Annotated in this window: 27 protein-coding genes; 17 read left to right on the plus strand and 10 right to left on the minus strand. The window is 54.7% G+C overall.

Annotation, left to right across the window (positions count from 1 at the left end):
- Positions 1-63 precede the first annotated feature (63 nt).
- The 5 genes from D5269_RS01415 (at position 64) to tsf (ending at position 3,673) form a co-directional block, all read left to right on the plus strand.
- Complete coding sequence (locus tag D5269_RS01415) at positions 64-729, plus strand: TlpA disulfide reductase family protein (RefSeq protein ID WP_243126534.1); 666 nt, start codon at positions 64-66, stop codon at positions 727-729.
- A 37-nt stretch (positions 730-766) separates the two neighbouring features.
- Complete coding sequence (locus D5269_RS18830; protein WP_347707283.1) at positions 767-856, plus strand: CD1871A family CXXC motif-containing protein; 90 nt, start codon at positions 767-769, stop codon at positions 854-856.
- Positions 857-992: 136 nt separating this feature from the next.
- A complete protein-coding gene (locus D5269_RS01420; protein WP_347707281.1) occupies positions 993-1,721 on the plus strand; it encodes a 4Fe-4S binding protein in 729 nt (242 codons plus the stop codon).
- Positions 1,722-1,976: 255 nt separating this feature from the next.
- The gene (rpsB, locus tag D5269_RS01425; protein ID WP_016315427.1) at positions 1,977-2,711 is read left to right on the plus strand and encodes a 30S ribosomal protein S2; all 735 of its coding nucleotides are present in this window, start codon (positions 1,977-1,979) and stop codon (positions 2,709-2,711) included.
- 41 nt (positions 2,712-2,752) lie between these two features.
- Positions 2,753-3,673, plus strand: coding sequence for a translation elongation factor Ts (gene tsf / locus D5269_RS01430; protein ID WP_016315428.1), 921 nt, complete (start codon positions 2,753-2,755; stop codon positions 3,671-3,673).
- 388 nt (positions 3,674-4,061) lie between these two features.
- On the opposite strand, the gene D5269_RS01435 is transcribed toward tsf, so the two are convergent.
- A complete protein-coding gene (locus D5269_RS01435; protein ID WP_016315429.1) occupies positions 4,062-4,253 on the minus strand; it encodes an alpha/beta-type small acid-soluble spore protein in 192 nt (63 codons plus the stop codon).
- Positions 4,254-4,468: 215 nt separating this feature from the next.
- On the minus strand, positions 4,469-5,008 hold the full coding sequence (locus tag D5269_RS01440; RefSeq protein ID WP_166545115.1) for a hypothetical protein: 540 nt from the start codon (positions 5,006-5,008) through the stop codon (positions 4,469-4,471).
- Between the two features lie 326 nt (positions 5,009-5,334).
- Between D5269_RS01440 and D5269_RS01445 the strand changes: the two genes are divergently transcribed.
- From D5269_RS01445 to D5269_RS01455, 3 genes are all read left to right on the plus strand, one after another.
- Entirely contained in the window at positions 5,335-6,600 is a 1,266-nt protein-coding gene (locus tag D5269_RS01445) for a Sapep family Mn(2+)-dependent dipeptidase (RefSeq protein WP_120481782.1), read from the plus strand.
- 210 nt (positions 6,601-6,810) lie between these two features.
- Entirely contained in the window at positions 6,811-8,742 is a 1,932-nt protein-coding gene (locus tag D5269_RS01450; RefSeq protein ID WP_120481785.1) for an oligopeptide transporter, OPT family, read from the plus strand.
- An 85-nt stretch (positions 8,743-8,827) separates the two neighbouring features.
- Positions 8,828-9,106 carry a PqqD family protein gene (locus D5269_RS01455; protein WP_242828986.1) on the plus strand — a complete coding sequence of 93 codons (279 nt, stop codon included), beginning with the start codon at positions 8,828-8,830 and terminating at the stop codon, positions 9,104-9,106.
- Positions 9,107-9,132: 26 nt separating this feature from the next.
- On the opposite strand, the gene D5269_RS01460 is transcribed toward D5269_RS01455, so the two are convergent.
- The 6 genes from D5269_RS01460 to D5269_RS01485 all read right to left on the minus strand — a co-directional run bounded on the left by D5269_RS01460 (position 9,133) and on the right by D5269_RS01485 (position 13,204).
- On the minus strand, positions 9,133-9,996 hold the full coding sequence (locus D5269_RS01460; protein WP_120481787.1) for a hypothetical protein: 864 nt from the start codon (positions 9,994-9,996) through the stop codon (positions 9,133-9,135).
- A 32-nt stretch (positions 9,997-10,028) separates the two neighbouring features.
- On the minus strand, positions 10,029-11,186 hold the full coding sequence (locus D5269_RS01465) for a DUF362 domain-containing protein (RefSeq protein ID WP_120481789.1): 1,158 nt from the start codon (positions 11,184-11,186) through the stop codon (positions 10,029-10,031).
- A gap of 21 nt (positions 11,187-11,207) precedes the next feature.
- Entirely contained in the window at positions 11,208-11,960 is a 753-nt protein-coding gene (locus D5269_RS01470) for a Nif3-like dinuclear metal center hexameric protein (protein WP_120481791.1), read from the minus strand.
- Positions 11,957-12,667, minus strand: coding sequence for a class I SAM-dependent methyltransferase (locus tag D5269_RS01475; protein WP_158604802.1), 711 nt, complete (start codon positions 12,665-12,667; stop codon positions 11,957-11,959). Before D5269_RS01475 ends, D5269_RS01470 begins: the two co-directional genes overlap by 4 nt.
- A complete protein-coding gene (locus D5269_RS01480; RefSeq protein ID WP_016315438.1) occupies positions 12,657-12,851 on the minus strand; it encodes a DUF1858 domain-containing protein in 195 nt (64 codons plus the stop codon). The genes D5269_RS01475 and D5269_RS01480 overlap by 11 nt, the downstream gene beginning before the upstream one ends.
- Before the next feature lie 212 nt (positions 12,852-13,063).
- Positions 13,064-13,204 carry a hypothetical protein gene (locus D5269_RS01485; protein ID WP_158604803.1) on the minus strand — a complete coding sequence of 47 codons (141 nt, stop codon included), beginning with the start codon at positions 13,202-13,204 and terminating at the stop codon, positions 13,064-13,066.
- A gap of 257 nt (positions 13,205-13,461) precedes the next feature.
- On the opposite strand from D5269_RS01485, the gene D5269_RS01490 reads away from it, so the two are divergent.
- The 7 genes from D5269_RS01490 (at position 13,462) to D5269_RS01520 (ending at position 18,881) form a co-directional block, all read left to right on the plus strand.
- Entirely contained in the window at positions 13,462-13,932 is a 471-nt protein-coding gene (locus D5269_RS01490; protein WP_016315440.1) for a pyridoxamine 5'-phosphate oxidase family protein, read from the plus strand.
- Positions 13,933-13,953: 21 nt separating this feature from the next.
- Entirely contained in the window at positions 13,954-14,673 is a 720-nt protein-coding gene (gene ispD, locus D5269_RS01495; protein ID WP_016315441.1) for a 2-C-methyl-D-erythritol 4-phosphate cytidylyltransferase, read from the plus strand.
- Positions 14,673-15,170: a 2-C-methyl-D-erythritol 2,4-cyclodiphosphate synthase gene (ispF, locus tag D5269_RS01500; protein ID WP_016315442.1), complete on the plus strand. Its 498-nt coding sequence runs from the start codon at positions 14,673-14,675 to the stop codon at positions 15,168-15,170. The genes ispD and ispF overlap by 1 nt, the downstream gene beginning before the upstream one ends.
- Positions 15,171-15,286: 116 nt before the next feature.
- Positions 15,287-15,514: a putative Se/S carrier-like protein gene (locus D5269_RS01505; RefSeq protein ID WP_016315443.1), complete on the plus strand. Its 228-nt coding sequence runs from the start codon at positions 15,287-15,289 to the stop codon at positions 15,512-15,514.
- A gap of 3 nt (positions 15,515-15,517) precedes the next feature.
- The gene (locus tag D5269_RS01510; protein WP_016315444.1) at positions 15,518-16,678 is read left to right on the plus strand and encodes an aminotransferase class V-fold PLP-dependent enzyme; all 1,161 of its coding nucleotides are present in this window, start codon (positions 15,518-15,520) and stop codon (positions 16,676-16,678) included.
- Between the two features lie 92 nt (positions 16,679-16,770).
- Positions 16,771-17,628, plus strand: coding sequence for a diadenylate cyclase CdaA (gene cdaA, locus D5269_RS01515; protein ID WP_016315445.1), 858 nt, complete (start codon positions 16,771-16,773; stop codon positions 17,626-17,628).
- Positions 17,625-18,881, plus strand: coding sequence for a hypothetical protein (locus tag D5269_RS01520; RefSeq protein ID WP_120481795.1), 1,257 nt, complete (start codon positions 17,625-17,627; stop codon positions 18,879-18,881). The genes cdaA and D5269_RS01520 overlap by 4 nt, the downstream gene beginning before the upstream one ends.
- A gap of 52 nt (positions 18,882-18,933) precedes the next feature.
- On the opposite strand, the gene D5269_RS01525 is transcribed toward D5269_RS01520, so the two are convergent.
- The gene (locus D5269_RS01525; protein ID WP_120481797.1) at positions 18,934-19,407 is read right to left on the minus strand and encodes a hypothetical protein; all 474 of its coding nucleotides are present in this window, start codon (positions 19,405-19,407) and stop codon (positions 18,934-18,936) included.
- A 66-nt stretch (positions 19,408-19,473) separates the two neighbouring features.
- On the opposite strand from D5269_RS01525, the gene D5269_RS01530 reads away from it, so the two are divergent.
- Positions 19,474-21,066 carry an FAD-dependent protein gene (locus tag D5269_RS01530; RefSeq protein WP_120481799.1) on the plus strand — a complete coding sequence of 531 codons (1,593 nt, stop codon included), beginning with the start codon at positions 19,474-19,476 and terminating at the stop codon, positions 21,064-21,066.
- 63 nt (positions 21,067-21,129) lie between these two features.
- Positions 21,130-21,813 (plus strand): hypothetical protein, encoded by a 684-nt coding sequence (locus D5269_RS01535; protein ID WP_016315450.1) that lies wholly within the window; start codon positions 21,130-21,132, stop codon positions 21,811-21,813.
- Positions 21,814-22,019: 206 nt separating this feature from the next.
- On the opposite strand, the gene D5269_RS01540 is transcribed toward D5269_RS01535, so the two are convergent.
- Positions 22,020-22,697, minus strand: coding sequence for a 5'-methylthioadenosine/adenosylhomocysteine nucleosidase (locus D5269_RS01540; protein ID WP_120481801.1), 678 nt, complete (start codon positions 22,695-22,697; stop codon positions 22,020-22,022).
- Positions 22,698-22,704: the final 7 nt, after the last annotated feature.

Raw genomic sequence — 22,704 nt, forward strand, 5'->3', positions numbered from 1 at the left:
AATGACTGAAAACAGGAGCTTTCAGAACTGGATTGCTCCGATTGGATATGGGAGGATTTGCGTATGATGTTCAATAAAAACCGGTTGCTTCTGGTGATGCTGGCCTCACTTATGGTGTTGTCGTCGTCTGCATGTGCGAAGTCAGGGGGAGGACAGGAGCAGAGCAGTGAACCCGTTGCATCCTCGTCTGCTTCTGCACAGGTGGAGGAGCCTGCCTCTTCAGAAAATACGTCCGGAGATGCCAATCCGGATGAACCAACCCTGAAGAATTTTAAAACCACCGATTTGGATGGCAATGAGGTCACGCAGGAAATTTTTTCGAATGCTGACCTGACCATGATAAACATTTGGGCGACCTACTGCAATCCCTGCCTCGGGGAGATGCCAGACCTTGGTGTGCTCGCAGAGGAATATGCGGATCAGGGAGTGCAGATTATCGGTATTTTGATGGACGTTTATGACCAGAATTGGAATGTGGTCCAGTCACAGGTGGATTTGGCGAAGGAAATTATCCAAGAGACCGGTGCGGACTATCTCCACCTGATGCCGTCTACTGATCTGATCTATGCAAAACTGCGATATGTGCAGGCGGTGCCCGAAACCATTTTTGTGGATAAAGAGGGGAACCTGGTGGGGGAACCTCACCTTGGTGCCCGCACAAAGGACAAGTGGTCGGAGGAAATTCAAAAACGTCTGGAGATGGTGCATAGTGAAGCCGGTGCAGGCTAACTGGAAGGCCGCGGCATTGCTTATTGTCGGCGCAGCTATGATCGTTGCTGGCATCCTGCGCGGAGAGGTATATACTGTGTTTACGAAAGCGGCAAATATCTGTTTGGAGTGTATCGGAATTGGGTAATCATCTGAAACAAGCGGGAAACCGGTTGCGCCTTTTGGTGCAGATTGGTTTTACCGCATTAATAAATGGCTATCTGGCAGGATTTCTTCGTGGTAAGATTTACACAGGAAAGGCAAAGTCCCTTTGCGTCCCCGGTTTGAATTGTTATTCCTGCCCAGGAGCGCTTGGTTCCTGCCCAATCGGTTCCCTTCAGGCTGTGCTTGCGGATCGAAACTACAAATTTGCATTTTATGTTTCGGGTTTTCTCCTGTTGTTCGGGGCGGTTTTGGGACGGTTTGTCTGTGGCTGGCTTTGCCCGTTCGGACTGGTACAGGACCTTCTCCACAAAATCCCATTTCCCAAAAAGTTCCGGAAAATTCCGGGGGATCGCTGGCTGAAATTTCTCAAATACCTGATTTTGGCGGGGTTTGTGATCCTTTTGCCGCTTTATGCAGTGAATTTTATCGGGCAGGGCCAACCATGGTTCTGCAAATATATCTGTCCATCCGGCACCTTGTTTGGCGGATGGCCGCTTGTCTCTGCAAACCCCTCGCTACAGCAGACGATCGGGTGGCTGTTTGCATGGAAAAATCTGATTCTGGTGGTTCTGCTGGTTCTGTCCATGCTGATCTATCGTCCGTTTTGCAGGTATCTTTGCCCACTCGGTGCGATTTACGGGCTTTTTAACCCGATCGCGTTCTATCGTTATCGGATCAATGCTGAAAAATGTACGGCATGCGGTCTTTGCCAGAGGACATGCGGCTTGGATATACCGGTTCACCAAACTCCGAATAGTCCGGAGTGCATCCGCTGTGGGAACTGTGCGAAAGCCTGCCCGCATCAGGCGATTGAAACCCCGTTTTCAAAAATCTGTCAGGCAGATTAAAAAGCAGATTGGACTTTATTCCGCACAGTTTTTGCTGCTGCGGAATTTTTTTTGGAAATTTACACAAACTATTCCGGATAAATGCACCGCACCCTCTTGCAATTCCTTTCTGGTTATGGTATTATATTACGGCTGATATGGAACGATTGTCAGCAAAACACACATCATGCCATCGTTTTGTCGGTGTCCTCACGGGGATGATAGGGCGAGCCGAAAGCGTGATGGAGGAAATGAACCGAAAGAGAGGAATTTATCATGGGCGTAGTATCTATGAAACAACTGTTGGAGGCGGGCGTTCACTTTGGTCATCAGACCAGAAGATGGAACCCTAAAATGGCACGTTATATCTTTACGGAGAGAAATGGCATCTATATTATCGACCTCCAGAAAACAGTCAAGAAACTGGACGAGGCTTATATGTTTGTCCGCGACCTTGCCGCAAATGGCGGGAATGTCCTGTTCGTCGGGACCAAGAAACAGGCGGGGGATTCGGTCCGTGAGGAAGCGACTCGCGCAGGCGCCTATTATGTAAATGCCAGATGGCTGGGCGGTATGATGACCAACTTCAAGACCATCCGCCGCAGAATCGACCGTCTCGCACAGCTGCGCAAGATGGAAGAGGATGGAACCTTTGACCGTCTGCCGAAGAAAGAGGTCAGCAAGCTCAACCTCGAGATCGAGAAGCTCGAAAAGTTCCTTGGCGGTATCAAGGATATGAAGAAGCTGCCGGCAGCAATGTTTATTGTCGACCCCAGAAAAGAGAAGATTGCGGTTGCAGAAGCGAAAAAGCTTGGTATTCCGATCGTTGCGATCGTCGATACCAACTGTGATCCGGACGAAATCGACTATGTAATCCCGGGCAATGATGACGCAATTCGTGCGGTTAAGCTGCTTTCTGCTACAATGGCTGATGCAATCATTGAAGGCCGTCAGGGTGCGGAATCCGCAGAAGCTGCTGCAGAGAAAGAAGAGGAAGCGGCAGCGGAGTAAATTCGATTGTGCGGAAACGATAGAATGGAGGTTTGAATAAAATGGCTTTTACAGCGAAAGACGTACAGGCGTTGAGAGAGAAAACCGGCGTCGGCATGATGGAGTGCAAAAAGGCACTTACCGAGACCGACGGCGATATGGATAAGGCAATCGAGGTGCTCCGTGAAAAGGGACTCGCAGCTGTTACCAAAAAGGCTGGCAGGATTGCGGCTGAGGGCGTTGTACTTGCGATGGTCGACGAGGCAACAAAAGTGGGCGTCGTGATCGAGGTCAACTCGGAGACTGATTTTGTCGCGAAGAACGAAAAGTTCATGGAGTTTGTCACTTCCTGTGCAAAAACAGTTGCGGCAAATAAACCTGCTTCGGTGGAAGAGCTTCTGCCGATGAAAGCGGTTGGTTCTGATCTGACGGTCGAGGAAGAGCTGCGTGACAAAGTTCTCACGATTGGTGAGAACATGAAGATTCGCCGCTTCACCTATGCGGAGGGTGTTTTGACCACTTACGTCCATGGCGGCGGTAAGATCGGTGTTATGGTTACCTTTGATTCGGATGTTGCCGATAAAGAAGGCTTTGGTGCCTACGCAAAAGATGTTGCGATGCAGGTTGCGGCAATCAATCCGGGATATCTGGATTCCGCTGCTGTTCCGGCTAACGTGATCGAGCATGAGAAGGAGATTCTCAAGGCGCAGATTTCGAATGATCCGAAGCTCAGCAACAAGCCTGCAAATATCATCGAGAAGATGGTTGATGGTAGAATCGGAAAATACTACAAGGAGAACTGCCTCCTTGAGCAGGCATTTGTAAAGAATGGCGATATTAACATCGCACAGTATACCGAGCAGACTGCAAAAGAGCTTGGCGGTTCGATTAAGATCACTGGATTTGTCCGCTATGAGAAGGGCGAGGGCCTTGAGAAAAAGGAAGAGAACTTTGCGGATGAAGTTGCCAGCATGATGAAATAGTCTGCCGTATCTCAACTTTTTAAGGCAACATAAAAACAGAGCGGTTATCAGACAGAATGCGGAAAAGGACAAGCAAAAAGCGGTTTGTTTTTGCTTGTCCTTTTTTCTGTGTTATGAACTTAAATGTAAAATAGATCAATTTGAAAGCACGCTCCCTAAAAACAGAGACCGGGTGGAAAAGCAAACTGCTTTTCCACCCGGTTTTATAGTCGAAAAACCTCAAAAGGATCATTACTTTCTTTTGAAGCCTGCGTTTTTTGCCCGCAGGGAGCCGACTTTGACGGCTCTGTTTCGTCTTATATAGTCAACAGGTACGCCTTGTCCCCTTCCTTGAAAGCAGAATGGGTTTCAAGGATGTTGACTATATCATAGAACTGTCCGGTAGGGTTTACTTAATCGAGTTCTCGTATGCCTGAATCATCTTTTTGACCATCTGGCCACCGATCGAACCAGCCTGTCTGGAGGTCAGATCACCATTGTAGCCCTGTTTCAGGTTGACGCCGACTTCGTTCGCCGCCTCCATCTTGAAACGGTTCATCGCATCTTTCGCCTCGGGGACAACATGTTTGTTACTAGCCATAATGATATACACTCCTTAAAATCGTTTGGTAGAATTGATTGCGTTTGCAGTACTAGTATCGTCCATAGGGAATGGATTATCACTGACAAATCTTGTGTGTGTATCCAGATTTCAGCTTATCCCGATTAAAAAGTCAGGGAGGTTGCTTTGAATGGGCTGTACCTTCTATGAAAAAATAAGATCGGATCTGCAATCATTGCTCTGGATAGCAGGTGCTATAGGCTCAGATGCCAGCGGCTCAACCCCGCGAGCGGATTTTTTTTGCCAAGCAGACAGAAAATGGCGGCACACGCAAGCAGGCAGAACGGATCGGGGGGAAAAGAAAATGCGGCAGGAAGTTCAAATGGTTCGACAGTGGAGCCATCAAATGCGTGCACCGGGCGCTGGAGAGAAATCACTGCGCTGTCCGGGGTCAGCGAGGAGAGGGTAAAGGTGTCAGAACTCAGGCGTCCGCAGGTCAGCGCGGGCAGATGACGGCTCGCAGCCTGCTTGAGCGTGCGCGGGTCGGAACTGTTCAGAATTGCGATTGCGTGCCGGTTGACGGGTCCCACGGGTAGTTCTCTGCCATTGCGCAGAATCAAAACTGCGTTTTCGCAGGAGAGACGCGGAAACCGCGGTCCAGTTGCGAACACCAGGTCAGGCGTTTCCCCTTCCAGTTTTGCGGACAGGGTACGCACATTCAAAAGAGAAATCCGTCCACCGTGACACTGAAGCAGTTTAAAAAGCTGTTTGTCCGGATCTTTTGCGGCAACCACCACCAAAAAAATCACCTGCCAACTATTTTTCGCTATGAAATCGGATGCTTATAACCATCTTGCTGCGGCAAATCTGCCGGGGATTCCAAAAACATTCTTTTGAAACCATGCAATGATAGCTTTCCCTGGACACCAGTTAAAATCCACCATGCATGGACTGTATTTTTGCGGGACCACATTTTTGATAAAAGAGGTTACCAGGAGGCACAAAATTACTTTTTTCGGTCAGGTATTTGGAACATTTTTCAGACAAGGCTTTACAAACGATTTTTTGGACAATATAATAGATAAAGTGGTATTGACTGAAACAGCAAAGGAGCGAAACTATGAAACAATATCCATGGGAGGAAGCCCAGTTTATCAATGATCTAAAAGGTCTGCTCAAAATTAGAAGTGTGAATGGAGATTGTGGTCCTGTAAGCGAGCGGGCTCCGCTGGGACAGGGCATCTACGATGCAATCGAATATATGTTGGATCTCGGCAGAAAATTTGGCTTTCGCACCAAAAATCTCGATGGATATGCGGGCTGGATCGAGATGGGTGAGGGAGAACGGCTGGTGGCGGTCGTCGCACATCTCGATACCGTTTCGGTCGATCCGGAAGGATGGGTTGCTGATCCATTCGATGGTACTGTGATTGACGGAAAGTTATATGGGCGTGGCGTGTCGGATGATAAGGGTCCTGCGATGGTCGCACTCTACGCAATGAAGGCGATCGCTGCCAGCGGCGTAAATCTCGGCAAACGGGTGCGCCTGATTCTGGGCGGCAGCGAAGAAGCTGGTGGATGGCGGTGTATTGAACGGTATAAAAAGACTGAAGAGTTGCCTGACTGTGCATTCACCCCGGACTCGGAGTATCCTGTGACCTTCGCTGAAAAGGGTCTGTTGCATCTGGATTTTCACCGTGACCTCGATGATTCGATCCCGCCTCTTTCGCTCCAATGTGGGCAGATGTACAATATTGTTCCCGCATTTGCCGAAGCGGAATTTGCAGGGAAACATTATGAGGCGGAGGGACGCGCGGCCCATGCAATGGAGCCGCATAAGGGGGAAAACGCCCTTTTGAAACTGTGCGCACAGCTCCGCGCGCAGGGGATAGAGCATCCATTCCTGTCGCTCGCCGGAATCGCGACCGCCGAGGGGCTTGGAATCGCATTTTCGGACGAGCCTTCGGGCTGCACGACAATCAATCCCGCAATTGCTCATGTGGATGAAAAGCACGCCAGCCTTTGCTGTGACCTGCGCATTCCGGTCACCGTTCCACTCGAACAGGTAGTCGGAGCCGCCGAAAAAGCAGCAGCGCAGTTCGGCTTTGAGACGCGCAACACTTCCTATATGCCGCCGCTCTATGTGAAAAAGGACTCCCCGCTCGTGCAGACTCTGCAAAGGGTTTTCCAGGAGTGCACCGGGACAGATCTTCCGCCCGTTTCATGCGGCGGCGGTACCTACGCGCGCGCTTTTGAAAATGCAGTCGCGTTCGGTGCACTTTTCCCGGAAGACCCGGTCACCTATCATCAGACCAATGAGTTCTGGAAGCTGGATTCGATCGGAAAAACCTTCCAGATTATTACGAACGCAATCGAGTTGATCTGACCGGAGATTTGTGGTTTACACCGCAATGCGTCGCATTGCGGTGTCATTCTTCTTTTGATGAATCGCGCGGTAAAAATGTGGAAAAATAGGCTCGGACATGCCATCAATCGGACTGGCAGCCATTTGAGTTGTGAAAGGAACCGTCTGATGGTTCGTTTTGCCGTACGGAACTGATCGCTCCCCTCAATCCAAAAGAAAGTGGTAAAACAGATGGAGAAAAATAACTCGTTCAAACCATTCATCCCCGCTGATCGGATCGTCCCGGAATTCACCGCGACCTCGGTAGTTCTTGGAATCCTGCTCGCTGTGCTTTTTGGTGCGGCGAACGCCTATCTCGGGCTGCGGGTTGGTATGACCGTTTCGGCGTCGATTCCCGCCGCAGTGATCTCGATGGGGATTATTCGTGTATTGCTGCGCAAGGATTCAATACTTGAAAATAATATGGTGCAGACGATCGGCTCTGCTGGTGAATCGGTCGCGGCAGGCGCGATCTTTACCCTCCCGGCGCTGTTCATGTGGGCGGCCGAGTGGGGTGTCTCCAGCCCGTCCCTGATTGAAATTTCGTTGATTGCACTCTGTGGAGGTCTGCTCGGGGTTCTCTTCATGATCCCTCTGCGCAAGGCCCTGATCGTACAGGAGCATGGCGTCCTTCCTTATCCGGAGGGAACCGCCTGCTCGGAAGTACTGCTCGCCGGGGAACGCGGTGGTTCCCAGTCCACCACGGTTTTTGCCGGCCTTGGCATCTCAGCAGCCTATAAATTTATTGCGGATGGCCTGAAGCTTTTTCCGAGCAAGGTCAACTACGACCTCAAAAGCTATAAAGGTGCCGCAGTTGGGATTGATGTCCTGCCCGCGCTGCTCGGCGTCGGGTACATCTGCGGACCCCGCATCTCCTCCTATATGATGGCGGGCGGTATCCTGAGCTGGTTGGTTCTGATGCCGCTGATCTCGCTGTTTGGCGGGGTGTCGATTATCTTTCCCGGCACAGACCCGGTCTCCACGATGGATCCCTCGACACTCTGGAACAACTATATCAAATATATTGGAGCGGGGGCGGTAGCAACCGGCGGCATCCTGAGTCTCGCAAAATCGCTGCCGCTGATCGGCCGGACCTTTCTGCAATCGGTTCAGAGCTACAACCGGGGCCCCTCTTCCAAAAGTTCGCTGCGCACCGATGATGACCTGCCGATGCGGCTGATTGCAGTCATCATCTCGGTCATTATCATCGTTATCTGGCTGGCGCCTGCCATCCCAGTGACCCTGCTTGGAGCGGTTGCAATCGCTCTGTTCGGTTTTTTCTTTGCGACAGTCTCCGCGCGGCTGGTGGGCTTGGTCGGATCGTCCAACAATCCGGTTTCGGGCATGGCTATCGCGACCCTGCTGCTCTCCACCATCCTGCTGAAATATACCGGAGATGTTGGGCGACATGGCATGAGCGGCGCAATCGCGATCGGGTCGGTTATCTGCATCATCGCGGCAATCGCGGGGGATACCTCCCAGGACCTGAAAACCGGCTATATCCTCGGCGCGACTCCCAGAAAACAGCAGATCGGGGAGCTGATCGGAGTGGTTGCCGCCTCACTGGCACTTGGCGGTGTGCTCTATCTGCTGAATGCCGCATGGGGATTCGGATTGACAGAGCTGCCCGCCCCGCAGGCGATGCTGATGAAGATGGTGGTAGAAGGGGTCATGAACGGGAACCTTCCATGGACACTGGTGTTTGCCGGTGCAGGTATCGCGGTGGGGCTTGAAATTCTGCGGATTCCGGTGCTCCCGTTCGCGGTCGGGCTTTACCTGCCGATCCACCTCAGTGCACCGATCATGGCGGGCGGCCTGCTCCGCCTCTGGTTTGAGCGTCGGAAGGCCCGCTCGGACGAGGCACGCAAAGATGCGATTGACAGCGGTATTCTCTACACCTCCGGTATGATTGCCGGGGAAGGGCTGGTCGGTGTTTTGCTTGCGGTGTTTGCGGTTATCAAAGTCGGTGTAGACTCCCTCGGTGAGCCGGTCTATCTTGACGCAGTGCTTGACCTTTCAGAAAAACTTTCCCTTGGCAGTATTGGTTCCCTCGTCTTTTTCGTGCTTTTGATTCTGTCGGTGCTTAAATTTTCGATCTGGCGCAAAGCGAGCCGCATTGGTTGAGCCGATGGCCAGACAGAAGCAGAATTATCTGGATTTTATCCCCTGTAGGAACCCGTCTTTTTCCTGGGAAAAGGGCGAAGACGGAATGGTGACAGTCACAGTGGTGCATACCGGTTTTTTTGACCGGATTGCGCAGTTTCTGGGGCGTCCGAAGCAGAGCCGGATTGCGCTCGACCGGTATGGCAGCTTTGTCTGGGAGATGATCGACGGAGAGCGGTCGGTCTATGCCATCTCGGAGGCGGTGCGGGAGCAGTTCGGGGAACAGGCGGAACCGCTGCTGCCGCGGTTGATCCGGTATTTTGAAATTTTAAGAGAACATCGTTTCATCGACTGGGATGAAAAAAGAGAAGGGATTCGACGGTAAACCGTCGAATCCCTTTTTTGGTGCATTCATGAAACCAGGATGCCGTTCAACATTTCGAATAGGCCGATATCGGTCGAGGACTGTCCGTTTTCACCAAACAGGACTGTAACCTCCTCGCCGATTGATTCGGGTGTCCCGGGAAAGATGATCCATTGTTCAGAGCTCCCATCCCGGATGATTGTCAGGTTGATCGAAGGGCTGCCTTCTCGTTTTTCGATCAGGTCGTCGGTGTCGGAAAGGGGGGAGAGCGTTTCCAACATAGAAAGGATCGGCCCGACCGCCGCTTGTTCGCTTAGCTCTTTCTCACCATAACTCGTGTTGCTGACCAGTTTGATCGAAACCCTGGATTCCTCTGCGGAGGAAGTTTCCGGTTCTTTTCCGGCATTCATTTTCTGGCGCTTAAAGAGGTCATACGGGTTGGTGACGCCGATGGCCTGTTCCTCCGAGTCATTCCCCATATAGATCAGATCATTGCCAGTTGCAACTTCAAAGTAAATCTCTCCGACCTGGTCCGCAGTAAACCCCTCAAAATCGACCGTATCCACAGTCAGCGTGACCTGCATATTGTCGACTTTACAGCCTCCTTCGAAATGCCCCAGATAGTTGAGCAGATTCGCAGTAAAACGGAATGTCCCATCCGCATAGATTTCCAGGGCAGGGTAGTTCTGCGGTTCCACACCGCGCACTTCGAAGGTATAGCTGCCTACCACAGCAGGCAGCTCGGAAAGCTCCTCCTCGGGAGGATCGTCCGGCTGCGGTTCGGCTTGACTGCTGCCCGTCGGTTCGGGGGAGACGGAAGCCGCCTGAGCAGGATTTTCACTGCGGGAGCTGCACGCCGAAAGAACAAACAGTATCAGCAGAACAGCAGCCATTATTTGTGTTTTTTTCATGCTGGATTCCCCTTTGTACAGAAAAGATGGATTCAAGATTTTGAGAGAAACCGGAAAATGCGGGTTGTTTTGATGTCGATCGCCTTGACAGGACACATCTCATGGCAACAGAAGCAGTGGATACAGCTGGAAAGGTCGATCTTTGCCCTGCGGTTTTCAAGCACAATCGTTTTTGCAGGGCAGCTTTCGGCACACCTTCCGCAGCCAACGCAGTCTTTCCCGCGCACCTGCGGGCGAGGGGCGAGGCGCGGTTCCAGCCGGCGAATCAGTCCGGCGAGTGGGCGCGGCACATTTCCTGTAAAATCGAGCGTTTTGCTCACAGGCATGACGAAGTCAGTCACTGCACAGGAGAGCGCATCCGGGTCCCCGGTAAGCTCGATCTGTTCCCAACGGGCGGGGCATAGTCCCCGCTCAACCGCATCCGCCAGCATTGGAACCTGCCCAGGCCCCAGGCCGATCAGATGCGCCATCATCAGGTCGAGGGCATAAAGCCCATCCCCCACAGCGGCAGCGGTCAGTCCGATGTGCCGCCTGCTGCCGCCGGTCGGACCGTCTCCCTCCATCGCGTCCACCGCATCCACCAGAGTCAGCGACGGCCTGACCAGCAGGGACAGGTCGACCAGCATCTGCGCGAACTGTCTCCCGTCTGGGAACCGGTAGTGGAGCTGCGGCTTGAGCAGCCCTGGAATGCAACCAAACAGGTTTTTGATCCCGCAGGAGAGGGTAGTCATGCAGTGGGTTTTCAGTTTGCAGAGGTTGATAACCACATCCGCGCCCGCAATCGGGTCGATCAGATCGAATGCGCGGCAGAGCCGGCCTTCTTCGTACCGCACCGTCCTCGAACCGCAGGAAAGGTTCAGTGCGACCCCACATCGCTCCGCGACCGCCTTCATCCCGGTCTGTTCATAGTTTGCGGCGAGTACCTGCGGGGTGTAAAGACCGCCGGGGCTGTCGGCAATGGTGATGTCCGACACGCCCATGGCCTGGATTGACCGGATCACTGCCTCCACTACAACTGGGTTGGTGGTTGCCGTCCGGTCGGGGCGGCAGCGCATAATCAGGTTTGGCTTTACCACAACTTTGGAACCAGGGTCAATCCGGAAGTCCAGCAGATCCAGGTGGCGCCGAACTGCTTCCAGCATCTGCGGAAGGTCGTAAGATTCAGTTTTGCTGAGCGAAACTGGTTTCATATGCTTCTCCAATTCGTTCTCTTAGATGACGGTCGCGGGATCAGCGTCACTGCGGGCAATTGCAACAGCATCTCCACCCAACGCATCCCGCACCAGTCCGGACAGATACCCCAGTACATGATGCTCGGTGCCATAATGCCCTGCGTCGATCAGGGTGATCCCACGATGTACGGCTTCGAGCATCACGCTGTGCTTGACATCACCGGTCACGAACGCCTGTGCGCCGCTTGCAATGACCTCTTCCAGACAGCTTCCGCCGCTTCCGCCGCAGACTGCGACCCGTTCGACCGCCTGCCCGCCGTCGCAGTACCGCACTGCGGGAAGCTCCAACATGCGCTTCACATAATAGGCGAATTCGGGTGGAGTCATCCCGCGTTCGACAGTCCCGACCCGCACCATGTGGTCGGGCGGAAGCGTTTCTACCCCGGACAATGCAAGTTTTTCGGCAAGGATGTCATTTACACCGCCCCGAGCGATGTCCAGATTGGTATGCGCACTGATAACCGACAGGTTTTCGCGCGCCAGTTTCCAGACCAGCAGGTCGGAAGTCACCCGTTTCAGTGGGGAATAGATCACCGGATGGTGGGTGACAATCAGGTTCGCGCCTCTGGATACCGCCTCGGAGATCACTTCGTCGGTCACATCGAGCGCAACCAGCGCACCGTTTACCTCTTCGGAAGGGTCGCCGACCAGAAGGCCGGGATTGTCGAATTCCATTGCCAGCGAGAACGGTGCGGCCTGATCAATTTTATTGTATACGTCTTGTACGGTCATTTTTTACACCTGCTTTCCAATTCTGTCAGTAAAGTTCGGTATGACATATATTCTTCCCGGTTTTGGGTGCTGGCGGACAGCCCCTCCACCTTTTCCCGCACCTGCCGCGTGACCTTTTCGAGATAGTTTATCGCTGCGGGGCGGCTGTCCTGCCAGAGCAGGCCGGTATATGCCTCGATCTGGGAAGGGTGGCGCACCTTCCCAGTATAGGCTGTCTGCAAGACTGTATATGGGAATCCGCCGGCTTCCGCCGGTTCTTCCCGCAGGATCTCGAATCCGTTTTCCCACAGGCTGCGCCGGAGGCGTTCGGTTTTGGTCATCGGCTGAAGCAGAAACCGCAGAGACGGGTCGCGGGTCCAGCTTTGGGTGGACAGAATCTCCCAGATGAGATCGCCGCCCATTCCGGCGATTACAATATCGTCCACCTCGCCCGGATGCAGCCCCGAAAGCCCATCGCACAAAATCAGCTTCACGCGGTCCGATACGCCGTATTCCGACAGCGAACAAGCCGCTTTATCAAGCGGCTTGCGGTTAATATCGCACGCAAATCCAGATAGAATCCGCCCACTGGCGGCAAGCCACGCGATCAGGTGGCCATGATCGGTCCCGATATCGGCGCACCGTACCCCCGGACGCACCAATGAAGCGATCGCAGAAAGGCGGGCATCGAGTTTGGGCAGGCGGAGCGCCGTTGGTTCAACCTGCATGGGCATTCAGCCTTTTCAGGAGCGCTTCGCAGTCGACCCCATGTACCATGCAGGCCTCCTCGATGGATTCGCCGCGCGAGGCCGGGCATCCCAGACAGTGCATCCCCATTTCCATAAAATATTTCGAGAGGGATAGGTCCTGATCGAGCGCTTCGCCGATCAGGGTTTCTTTGGTGTATTTCATCCGAACAACCTCCTTTTTGATTTCCCTGTGGGTCATGGACGTGTTTGCTGCGTCGGAAACATGCCCCCTGTCCCAACCATTGTACCATGAAGAATCTGGTTTTACAACCGGTTGCGGATATCATCTCTTTTCCCATTCGTGTCGATAATGCCGGACACCAGGAACCTTTTGCCCGACATCCAAGACGGCTGTTTCGATTTTTCAAACAGCCCCTAATCTTTTTTGTCCTTAATTGCTCTTAGAATAAAGCCGCCCATAATCGCAATCGGAATGGAAACAGAAAAAGAAACAGGTTCGAGAAATGCCCCGAGAGCACCACCTAAAATGGTACATATTATTGCAATAATAATCATAACAATCCCCCATAACGCTTGATTCGTCAGTTTGATTTTATCACAACCAACAGAGAGGCGCAAGAATCAATGGATGAAATTACCGGTTTGCAGGCTCGGCTCCGCAGGTCACAGATTTCCTACCCATGTTTCAGGTTCGGGAATACACGCATCCTCTTGCAACCTGCCTGGCAAATCTGATATAATAAAGAAAAATGTACAACATACCGTCACTTTAGCGGGAGTGACGATCGGGAATTTTGGAAAGGGTGGGCTGGATGAGACGAGCCGAACGGATGGTTTCCCAGGGAGAGGCGCGCAGGCTGCTCGACAGCAGCAGTTATGGAGTTCTTTCGCTGGTTTCGCCGGATGGGCAGCCGTACGGGGTACCGGTCAATCATGTCTATGTACCGCAGGATAATGCGGTTTATATCCATTGTGCGCAGGAGGGGCAGAAGCTCGATTTTCTGCGGGAAAACCCGAAGGCATCCTTTACGGTGGTGGGTTCGGGGCAGGTCATCGAGGAGAAGTTCACCACCCGCTATGAAAGCGCGATCGTGCAGGGGAGAGCGTCGCTGGTCGAGGAAGAGGCGGAGAAAGTGCGGGCGCTTGAGCTGCTCTGCGGCAGACTGACCCCGTCGATGGCGGAAACACAGAACGCCTATATTCGGGCATCCCTTTCGAAAGTGGCGGTGATCCGTCTGGAAATCCGGGAGATCACTGGCAAGCGGAACCGCGCGGGTGGATGAAACGATGGGAGGAGCGGAAGGATGGCATCAAAACAGGAGTGGGAAAAGCCGTTTGTATCGGCGGTGATCCCGGCGGCCGGCAGCGCGTCCCGGATGAATGGGTTGGATAAACAGTTTGAGGAGGTCTGCGGGGTGCCGGTGCTGGTGCGCTCCATGCAGGCTTTGAGCCAGAGCGATTGGATCGATGAACTGGTGGTAGTGGCCCGTTCGGACGACATTCCCGATGTGCTTGCTTTGGTCAACGGCTATGGGATCGGCAAGGTACGTTCGGTGGTTGCCGGCGGGCAGACCCGCCAGCAGTCGGTCATGCAGGGGCTGGAAGCGGTCAGCGGGGAAGCGGACTATCTTGCGGTGCACGATGGCGCCCGACCGCTTGTCTCCCAGCAGGTGATCGCCGATGCGGTGCTCAGCGCGATCCGTTACGGAGCTGCCGCCGCCGCGGTGCCGGTGGTGGATACGATCAAAGTGGCAGACGCCGACCGGATGATTTGCGCGACCCCCGACCGTCAAACCCTTTATGCGGTGCAGACCCCACAGGTATTCCGGCTCGGCCGGTACCGGGAAGCGGCGCAGTCCGCCCGGGAGGCAGGCCAGGATTTTACAGATGACTGCCAGATGTTGGAGGCAATTGGGCAGAAGGTTTATCTCTCCCGGGGGGAATATACGAATCTCAAGATTACGACGCCAGTCGACCTGCTGATTGCGCAGGCTCTGGCAGAACGACAGATGGAGGAACAATGATGGATTTCAGGATTGGGCATGGATATGACGCACATCAGCTCGTGGAAGGCCGCAGGCTGGTGCTTGGTGGGGTAAAGGTACCGCACACGCTCGGGCTGCTGGGACATTCGGACGCGGATGTCCTGCTGCATGCAGTGATGGATGCGATCATCGGTGCGCTTGCACTTGGTGACATCGGCTGTCTGTTCCCGGACAGCGATCAGACATACAAGGATGCCGATTCTCTTCGGCTGCTTGGCAAGGTGCGCCTGGTGATGGAGGAGATGGGTTGGCAGATCGGAAACATCGACGCAACAGTGGTGGCGCAGGAACCGAAGCTGAAGCCATATGTCAGCAAGATGCGGGAGAACATCGCGGTTGCCTGCGCTACCAATCCGGGCAACGTCAACGTCAAGGCGACGACCGAGGAGGAGATGGGGTTTACCGGCGCGGAAGAAGGAATCTGTGCGCACGCGGTCTGTCTGCTTGAGCGGGTCGGGGACCGGCTGGACGGCTAAGACTTCCGTAAGAGGGAGCAGATCGTCCTGGAAATGCATAAGATGATACAGCGGTATTTCCATTCGGCGGACAGCCGTGGGACCGCTGTATTTTGTTATGTTAGGGGACTTTTGATATGGCGAACAACGGACAGTCTGTTCTGGTGGTCCGCTCGGTCACCAGTGCGATGCGGGGCCAGAAACTTTTGGAGAGCAGCGGGATCAGCGCATATGTCCAGCGCAACACCGCGCCAAACAGCAACCAGGGCTGCGGCTATGGAATCAGGATCAGCGGGGATGTGTCGAAGGCGGCAGGGATTCTCGCGGGTGCGGGGATCAAGGTCGTGGAGATCCAGGGGGGCTGAAGGATGGTTTATTTTGACAATGCTGCAACCACCTTTCCGAAGCCGGCTGCAGTCAAAAACGCGGTGGATCTCGCAATCCTCCGTTATGGGGCAAACCCTGGGCGCAGCGGGCATGACCTTTCAACCGAGACAGCGCGTCAGGTCTACTGCGTGCGGGAAAAGGTCGCGGCATTTTTTGGCGCGGAGGATGCGGGGCAGGTGGTCTTTACCCAAAACTGCACCTATGCCCTGAATACGGCGATCAAAGGGCTGGTACGGCCGGGCGACCATGTGATTATCTCCGACCTCGAGCACAATTCGGTGCTTCGGCCAGTACATGCGCTCTCGATGCGTGGGGAGCTGGATTACACGATCGCGGAAACGTTTGAGGAGGATGACCAGACGGTAGAATCGTTCCGAAATGCAATCCGGTACAATACCAAGGCGATTATCTGCACTCATGCATCCAACGTCTTTGGAATCAAACTGCCGGTCGAGCGTCTTGCGCAGCTTGCACACGCCTATGGGCTGTATTTTGTGCTGGACGCTGCCCAGACCGCAGGAGTCGAGCCGATCGACCTGTCTGCCATGCAGATTGATTTTCTCTGTACGGCGGGGCATAAGGGGCTATATGGGCCGTCGGGGACAGGCCTTCTTATCACCCGGTTTGGGGAGCGGCTGCGCCCTCTGGTGGAGGGCGGCACCGGGAGCGCATCCGCCGACTACAGCCAACCGGACTTCATGCCTGACCGGCTGGAATCAGGGACGCTCAATACCGCCGGGATTATCGGGCTGGGGGCTGGGATTGACTTTGTGAACCAGCGTGGCCCGGAGCGGATCGCCCGGCATGAAACCTACATTGCGCGATGTGTTTATGAGGGGCTTGCCGGAATTCAGGGGGTAAAACTATATACGGCCCCTCCTCAATATGGCGTAAACCTGCCGGTTTTGAGCTTCAATGTGGAGGGGATTAGCTCCGAGGAGGTCACCAGTCAGCTCAACCGCGCAGGATTTGCGGTGCGGGGCGGCCTGCACTGTGCGCCTCCCGCCCACAAAAAGTTCGGCACCATCGGCATCGGCGGTACGGTCCGGGTCAGTGCAGGGGCATTCAATACCGAGGAGCATGCACGCGGGCTAATCTGTGCGGTGCAGAATATTGTCCGGTTTGTGGAAAAAAAGGATTGATTTCATGATAGCATGTGATAAAATATAAGATAAGAGAACTGTGCGGCCGGTTCGCTGGCCGCCTCTTCAAAAGCCGAGGGGAATGAAAGCGTATGGCGGATTTATGGAACAATCTGAGAAACGTATTTGGTACGGTACTGCCGCAGGACCTGCTTGACATCGCGATTATTTCTTACCTGTTCTACCAGGTGGCCAAACTGGTGCGGGAGACTCGCGCAGCCCAGCTGGTCAAGGGAATTATGATCCTGTTGCTGATGAGCGTCCTCGCCACCCAGCTCAGGCTGCGGACGTTGAGCTTTCTGATGGAAAATATCCTGCAAACCGGACTTGTGGTGATGGTCGTGGTCTTTCAGCCGGAGCTGCGCCGCGCACTCGAACAGGTAGGGCGCTCCCAGATCGGAAAATTGAAGTTTTTCTCTTCTGGGATGGATGAGGGCGAGGTTCGAGAGCGCTGGAGAGGGTTTGTAGATGCACTGGTGGAAGGGGCGGCGTCCCTTTCCCGGCAGAAGATCGGTGCGCTGGTGGTCATTGAGCGAAACACCCGTCTGGGCGACATCATCAAGACCGGCACCGTGATTGATTCCGGCCCCAGCGCCGAATTGATCGGCAACATCTTTTTTCCCAATTCCCCGTTGCATGATGGTGCGATGGTCGTCCGGGACGGGCGGCTTCACGCGGCCGGATGTTTCCTGCCGCTGTCGGATAATTCGGAGATCAGCCGTGAACTGGGGACTCGCCACCGCGCCGCGCTCGGAATGAGCGAGATGAGTGATGCAGTGGTCGTGGTGGTGTCGGAGGAAACGGGATTCATTACTGTCTGCCGCGATGGAAAGCTTGAGCGCGGCTATTCGGTTGAACGGCTGCGCCAGTACCTCACCGACGAGCTGCTCCCGGAACCGAGTGAACCTTCCGAGAAAAAATTTGAGCGGAGGAAGGCGAAAAAAGCATGAAGAAGTTGGATTTTGGGCAGATTTTCCAAAGCCGCCGCCTGTTGATGATCTTTTCGCTTGTGATGGGCGTTCTTTCGTGGATGTTTGTCGTCATTTTTGTCGACAATGAAATCCCTTGGGAGTTCAAAGGGGTGCCGGTCGATGTTTATGCGGAAGAAGAGCTGCTTTCGATCAACAGCCTGCGGATCGTTGAGGATCCGCAGGCGGAAGTCACAGTGGTAGTCGAGGGCGGGCGGATTGTCGTCGGCGGACTGGAGGAGGGGGAAATCCGGATCGTTGCTGATCTGGAAGGGATCTCCACCCCGGGCGATTATGCGGTCAAGCTTAAAAATGTGCTGACTGCCAATCAAAACTATGTGGTGCGTGAGATCAAGCCGTCTACGGTGAATGTGCGGGTTGACCGGATCACCACCAAACGGTTCGAAGTAAAAATGGATATTGACGGTCCTCAGGTGCCTGACGGGTATCTGAATGCAGGGACAACGATCAGTCCCCGCGCGGTCGAGGTGACCGGCCCGGAAGCGGACATCAGCCGGATTGCACAGTGCATCGTGTCTGCATCGTTCTCCGGGCGTCCGCTGACCGAAAACCAGACCATCCGCAGCGAGATTAAACTGTTTGATGAGGAAGGTCACGAAATTCCCAAAGATAGGCTCACGATGGAGAGCGATTCCGCGAATGTAACTGTGCAGGTGCTCAAACAGAAACGTCTGCCGCTCCGTTTTGAATACCTGAATATGCCTTCTGGATTCCCGCGGGACGATCTGCGGTTTGAGATGACAGACAACAGCATTCTGGTTGCGGGACCCGAGGAGGTGGTGGATTCTTACGAGGAACTCCAGATTGGTTATGTGGACCTGAGTGAGGTGACGCCGGGATTTGTACAGGTGTTTGACATCAGCCTGCCAACCGGGTTTATCAGTGTGGAAAATCTGCGGTCGGTCGGCGTCAGCTTTAGCGGAGAGGGTCTGACCGAGGCATACTTCAATGTCTCACAGATCACGCCGGTCAATGTGCCGATCAATTACGATGTGACGATCAATACCACACAGCTTTTTGGAGTACGGATCATCGGGAGTTCCGAGGTGATGGAGACGCTTACCGCCAAAGACATCGTTGCAGAGATTGACTTTTCAGAGCGTGAGCTTTCAACCGGGTCGAGCAGTCTGCCGGTTTCGATCTCGGTGCCGGGACGGAAACTGGCATGGGCGGTCGGGGAATACGCCGCTGTGGTCACGATTGACGAAAAATAAACTGGGGGCGCCCGGAGAATCCGGGCGCCCCTGTTTCGGCGGATGGACAGTGTTATTCATATGCAAGGAAGGAACAGACCCAATCTTCGGAGGAAAGCAGCAGCGATGGGAGCTGGGTGCCGTCATAGTAGTACCTTGTCCCGTAGCTTCCGATAACGGGTGTCGGACTGTCCGCAAAGTCCAGCTCCAGACGGCAGGAAACCCCGCCTTTTTCATAGAAGTCGTACACCTTTTCCGCACGATAGGTCCCGCGCCATTCCTGCTGGTTGGTGCGGTCGGAGAGGGTAAAGGTGCGGTCATCCGCAAAGACCAGTTCCACCAGAGGCGGTTCCTCCGGGGGTTCAGGGGATTCCTCCCCAAGGGCCGAGAACCGTTCCAGCGTCCACAGCCGTCCGATGACCGGTTTTGCGGCGGCGCTGTTCCCGCATCCGCCGAGCAGGAGGGCGCAAGCTAGAAGAACGATCCATCTGCTTGTCTTTGGCTTGATTCTGACTCCATCATCTCTTTCTATGATCAAACATCCCATTTGTAATATCACATCCTTTTTTGTTCCATCAATGATGCATCAAATCCAGGTTTAGGAGAATTGTTTATGCCAATTTTGATTCATGCCATCCGCACCTCGTTGGAGGAAGCGCCATCCGCCGCAATCGCCAAAGCGGTCAAGCTGCTGGGCGTATCCGAGCGGGAGGTGGTTTCCGCCTGCATCTCCAAAACCTCGCTCGATGCCCGCAAACGGGAGAAACCGCATTTTGTGCATACCGTTTCGATCTCGCTTGAGGGTGGAGAGGCATCTGCCGCGGCGCGCGTGCCGGGGAACCGGGCGGTCTGGACGGAGGACAAGCCGCTGGAGGTACCGCGGGGTACCCGACCGCTGGATCACCGGCCGGTAGTGGTCGGATTCGGCCCGGCAGGGATGTTTGCGGGTCTGCTGCTTGCGCGAAATGGATACCGCCCGCTGATCCTTGAACGGGGTGCCGCGATGGAAGAACGGGTGGAAGCTGTTGAGCGGTTCTGGCGAGAGGGTATTTTAAATGAGCGCACCAATGTGCAGTTTGGGGAAGGGGGCGCGGGCACCTTCTCAGACGGGAAGCTGACCACCCGGATCGGTGATCCAAAATGCGGCTGGGTTCTGCGTGAACTGGCGGCATTCGGTGCACCGCAAGAAATTCTGCAAAAAGCAAAGCCGCATATTGGAACCGATAGGCTTCGGCAGGTGGTCCGGAATATCCGGAAGGAAATCATCGCGCTGGGCGGGGAGGTGCGTTTCGGCACCTGCTTGACCGACCTGCGGATTTCATCTGGACGGCTGGCAGCGGCAGTGACATCGGACGGGGAAATCCCGACGGAACAGCTTATCCTCGCGGCGGGGCATAGTGCGCGCGATACTTTTGAGATGCTTCACCGGCATGGGTTTGCACTTGCGCCCAAACCATTTTCGGTAGGGGTGCGGGTCGAGCATCTGCAAAGCCAGATCGACAGAGGGCTTTATGGCGATCTAGCGGGGCATCCCGTCCTCCCTCCCGGGGAATACCAGCTTTCCAAACGGGTGGATGGACGCGGCGTCTACACATTCTGTATGTGCCCGGGCGGAATGGTGGTGCCATCCGCATCCGAACAAGGGCGGGTCGTTACCAACGGTATGAGCTGCTATGCGCGGGATGGGAAAAATGCAAATTCCGCGCTGGTGGTTGGGGTTGCGCCGGAGGACTACGGAACCCATCCGCTTGATGGAGTGGCATTTCAGCGCAGATTGGAAGAGGCGGCGTATCTGGCGGCAGAGGGGGACTATCGCGCACCGGCCCAGGATGTCGGGCACTTCCTGCAAGGGAAACCAGGACTGACCGTTGGACGGGTAGAGCCTACCTATGCGCGCGGGATTTCCCCGTGTGACTTTACCCAAATTCTTCCGGATTTTGTGACCGGCCTGCTGCGGGAGGGGCTGGTTGACTTTGACAGAAAACTCCGGGGATTTGCGGCGGAGGATGCCCTGCTTACCGGGGTCGAAACCCGGACTTCCTCTCCGGTACGGATTCTGCGCGGCGAAGATTACCAGTCTCTTACAGTAAAAGGGGTCTATCCCTGTGCGGAGGGCGCGGGTTACGCAGGGGGGATCATGAGTGCGGCGGTGGATGGCCTCCGGACTGCACTGGCAATCATGGCGGTTTACCAGCCGCTCGACTGACCCTGTGACATTTGAGCCGGGCTGGACATAAGATGGTAGTATCTTCATTGGAGGAGGTCTACCATGAAACTCGGATTGGCATTCTCCGGCAGCGGAGCGGGAGCATTATCCTCCCACATCCTCGCACAGTGGCTGCGGGACAATGCGCTTGAGATAGAGATGCTGTCTGCCTGCTCGCTGGCAGCGATCCCGGCTATGCTATGGTCGCGCGGGATTTCCCGGGAAGAAACCGGGGAACTGATAGAGGCGTTTTCCCGGTCGGCCACACCGGTGCAGGGGGTAGGGCTGCTCGATCGGATGGGGGTTTTTCGTCAGAAACCGGTCTGCGAGCTGGCGGTCAGCAGCGTGGACGTGCCTACAGGGGTCACCGTGATCTATTCCGATCTCCTGCATTCGGATGCATGGAACCTGAAGGTCCTGCCGCTTTCCGGGAACGAACGGGAAGCACTCTGCGCGACACTCTGCCCATGGAGGGGAAGCGATCCCTATCCAGCGCGGGGGATGCAGCTTTGCGATTTTTCGGTGCGGTATGGCTGCCCGTTTTTCCCGCTCAAGATGGCGGGGATGGAACGTCTGCTTTCGTTTTCCTTTGCGGGTGGAGAACTCCCGGCGCAGATCGCGGCGGATGCGCTCATCTCGCTTACCGGAAAGAATGCGGACCTTCACTGCACAATTGCCGATGCGGAATCAATCGAGCCGTTTTTACAGGCGCGCTTGGAAGAGCTTTACCAGATGTGGCTCTTTTAGCAGTCAAAAAGGTCTTCGGCTTTTCGCAGTTTGGTACAATCAGGAAGCCCCAGAGAGGATACTTATCGCTTGGAAGCTTGGCCAGGGATCCAGGTTTTCGCTGTTAAAACGCTCTTACCCCAAATATGAAGCAGGCCCTAAAAAGAGGGCGCCGTTCCACCTTGCGAAAAAGCGGAGCGGCGTTCTTTTCATCTGTGGAGATTGAATCAGAGACGGGAGATCGCCTCAAGCACAAGTCTTGCACATTTCTGCGCGGCGATCCCGGCAAAGGTGTTGTAATCCATCTCGGAGTCGGAAAGGCCGTCCGAGACACAGCGGATTACCGCAAACGGAAGCTGGTTCAGCGCACAGGTATGCCCGATCGCTGCGCCTTCCATCTCGATCGCATCGCCGCCGGTGCGGGACGCGATTTCCGCTTTTACTGCGGGGTCAAGGACGAACGCGTCGCCCGATGCGACCCGTCCGGTGACGCAGGAAAGCCCCTGCTCTTTACAGAGAGTCCGGACCAGGCCGTTCAGCTCGGTGTCCGGATGGAACCGGGAAAATCCTGGAAGCTGATCGCGCAGATGTTCTTCCTCCAGATCATGGTAACAAAGCTCATCCGCAAGCACAATATCCATCCGGTGCAGGGTGGGAGAAAGTGCGCCGCATACCCCGCTGTTGAGGATGCATTCCGCTCCAAAGCGGGAGATCATCATTTGTGCGCAGCAGGCGGCATTGACCTTGCCGATCCCACTGACCGCCGCAACGATCTTTTTGCCATTCTGTTCGGCGACGTAAAAGGTCAGCAGCCCCACTTTTTCGGTTTGCCCGTGGCTGAGTGCATCGCGGATCAGCGCAAATTCTTTGTCCATTGCACAGATAATGCCGATTGTCTGGTACATAAGGCAG

This window comes from Anaerotruncus sp. 1XD42-93 (assembly GCF_009917605.1).
Taxonomy (GTDB): Bacteria; Bacillota; Clostridia; order Oscillospirales; family Ruminococcaceae; genus Anaerotruncus.

Bases quoted from the DNA above. Each gene is read 5' to 3' on its own strand.
- D5269_RS01445 (WP_120481782.1), top strand. From the start codon at position 5,335: ATGAAACAATATCCATGGGAGGAAGCCCAGTTTATCAATGATCTAAAA.
- D5269_RS01480 (WP_016315438.1), bottom strand. From the start codon at position 12,851: ATGAAATACACCAAAGAAACCCTGATCGGCGAAGCGCTCGATCAGGAC.
- D5269_RS01505 (WP_016315443.1), top strand. From the start codon at position 15,287: ATGGCGAACAACGGACAGTCTGTTCTGGTGGTCCGCTCGGTCACCAGT.
- D5269_RS01520 (WP_120481795.1), top strand. From the start codon at position 17,625: ATGAAGAAGTTGGATTTTGGGCAGATTTTCCAAAGCCGCCGCCTGTTG.
- ispF (WP_016315442.1), top strand. From the start codon at position 14,673: ATGGATTTCAGGATTGGGCATGGATATGACGCACATCAGCTCGTGGAA.
- D5269_RS01465 (WP_120481789.1), bottom strand. From the start codon at position 11,186: ATGAAACCAGTTTCGCTCAGCAAAACTGAATCTTACGACCTTCCGCAG.
- D5269_RS01525 (WP_120481797.1), bottom strand. From the start codon at position 19,407: ATGGGATGTTTGATCATAGAAAGAGATGATGGAGTCAGAATCAAGCCA.
- D5269_RS01435 (WP_016315429.1), bottom strand. From the start codon at position 4,253: ATGGCTAGTAACAAACATGTTGTCCCCGAGGCGAAAGATGCGATGAAC.
- D5269_RS01485 (WP_158604803.1), bottom strand. From the start codon at position 13,204: ATGATTATTATTGCAATAATATGTACCATTTTAGGTGGTGCTCTCGGG.
- ispD (WP_016315441.1), top strand. From the start codon at position 13,954: ATGGCATCAAAACAGGAGTGGGAAAAGCCGTTTGTATCGGCGGTGATC.
- D5269_RS01475 (WP_158604802.1), bottom strand. From the start codon at position 12,667: ATGCAGGTTGAACCAACGGCGCTCCGCCTGCCCAAACTCGATGCCCGC.
- rpsB (WP_016315427.1), top strand. From the start codon at position 1,977: ATGGGCGTAGTATCTATGAAACAACTGTTGGAGGCGGGCGTTCACTTT.
- tsf (WP_016315428.1), top strand. From the start codon at position 2,753: ATGGCTTTTACAGCGAAAGACGTACAGGCGTTGAGAGAGAAAACCGGC.
- D5269_RS01415 (WP_243126534.1), top strand. From the start codon at position 64: ATGATGTTCAATAAAAACCGGTTGCTTCTGGTGATGCTGGCCTCACTT.
- D5269_RS01470 (WP_120481791.1), bottom strand. From the start codon at position 11,960: ATGACCGTACAAGACGTATACAATAAAATTGATCAGGCCGCACCGTTC.
- cdaA (WP_016315445.1), top strand. From the start codon at position 16,771: ATGGCGGATTTATGGAACAATCTGAGAAACGTATTTGGTACGGTACTG.
- D5269_RS01490 (WP_016315440.1), top strand. From the start codon at position 13,462: ATGAGACGAGCCGAACGGATGGTTTCCCAGGGAGAGGCGCGCAGGCTG.
- D5269_RS01450 (WP_120481785.1), top strand. From the start codon at position 6,811: ATGGAGAAAAATAACTCGTTCAAACCATTCATCCCCGCTGATCGGATC.
- D5269_RS01460 (WP_120481787.1), bottom strand. From the start codon at position 9,996: ATGAAAAAAACACAAATAATGGCTGCTGTTCTGCTGATACTGTTTGTT.
- D5269_RS01530 (WP_120481799.1), top strand. From the start codon at position 19,474: ATGCCAATTTTGATTCATGCCATCCGCACCTCGTTGGAGGAAGCGCCA.
- D5269_RS01540 (WP_120481801.1), bottom strand. From the start codon at position 22,697: ATGTACCAGACAATCGGCATTATCTGTGCAATGGACAAAGAATTTGCG.
- D5269_RS01535 (WP_016315450.1), top strand. From the start codon at position 21,130: ATGAAACTCGGATTGGCATTCTCCGGCAGCGGAGCGGGAGCATTATCC.
- D5269_RS01455 (WP_242828986.1), top strand. From the start codon at position 8,828: ATGGTGACAGTCACAGTGGTGCATACCGGTTTTTTTGACCGGATTGCG.
- D5269_RS18830 (WP_347707283.1), top strand. From the start codon at position 767: ATGATCGTTGCTGGCATCCTGCGCGGAGAGGTATATACTGTGTTTACG.
- D5269_RS01510 (WP_016315444.1), top strand. From the start codon at position 15,518: ATGGTTTATTTTGACAATGCTGCAACCACCTTTCCGAAGCCGGCTGCA.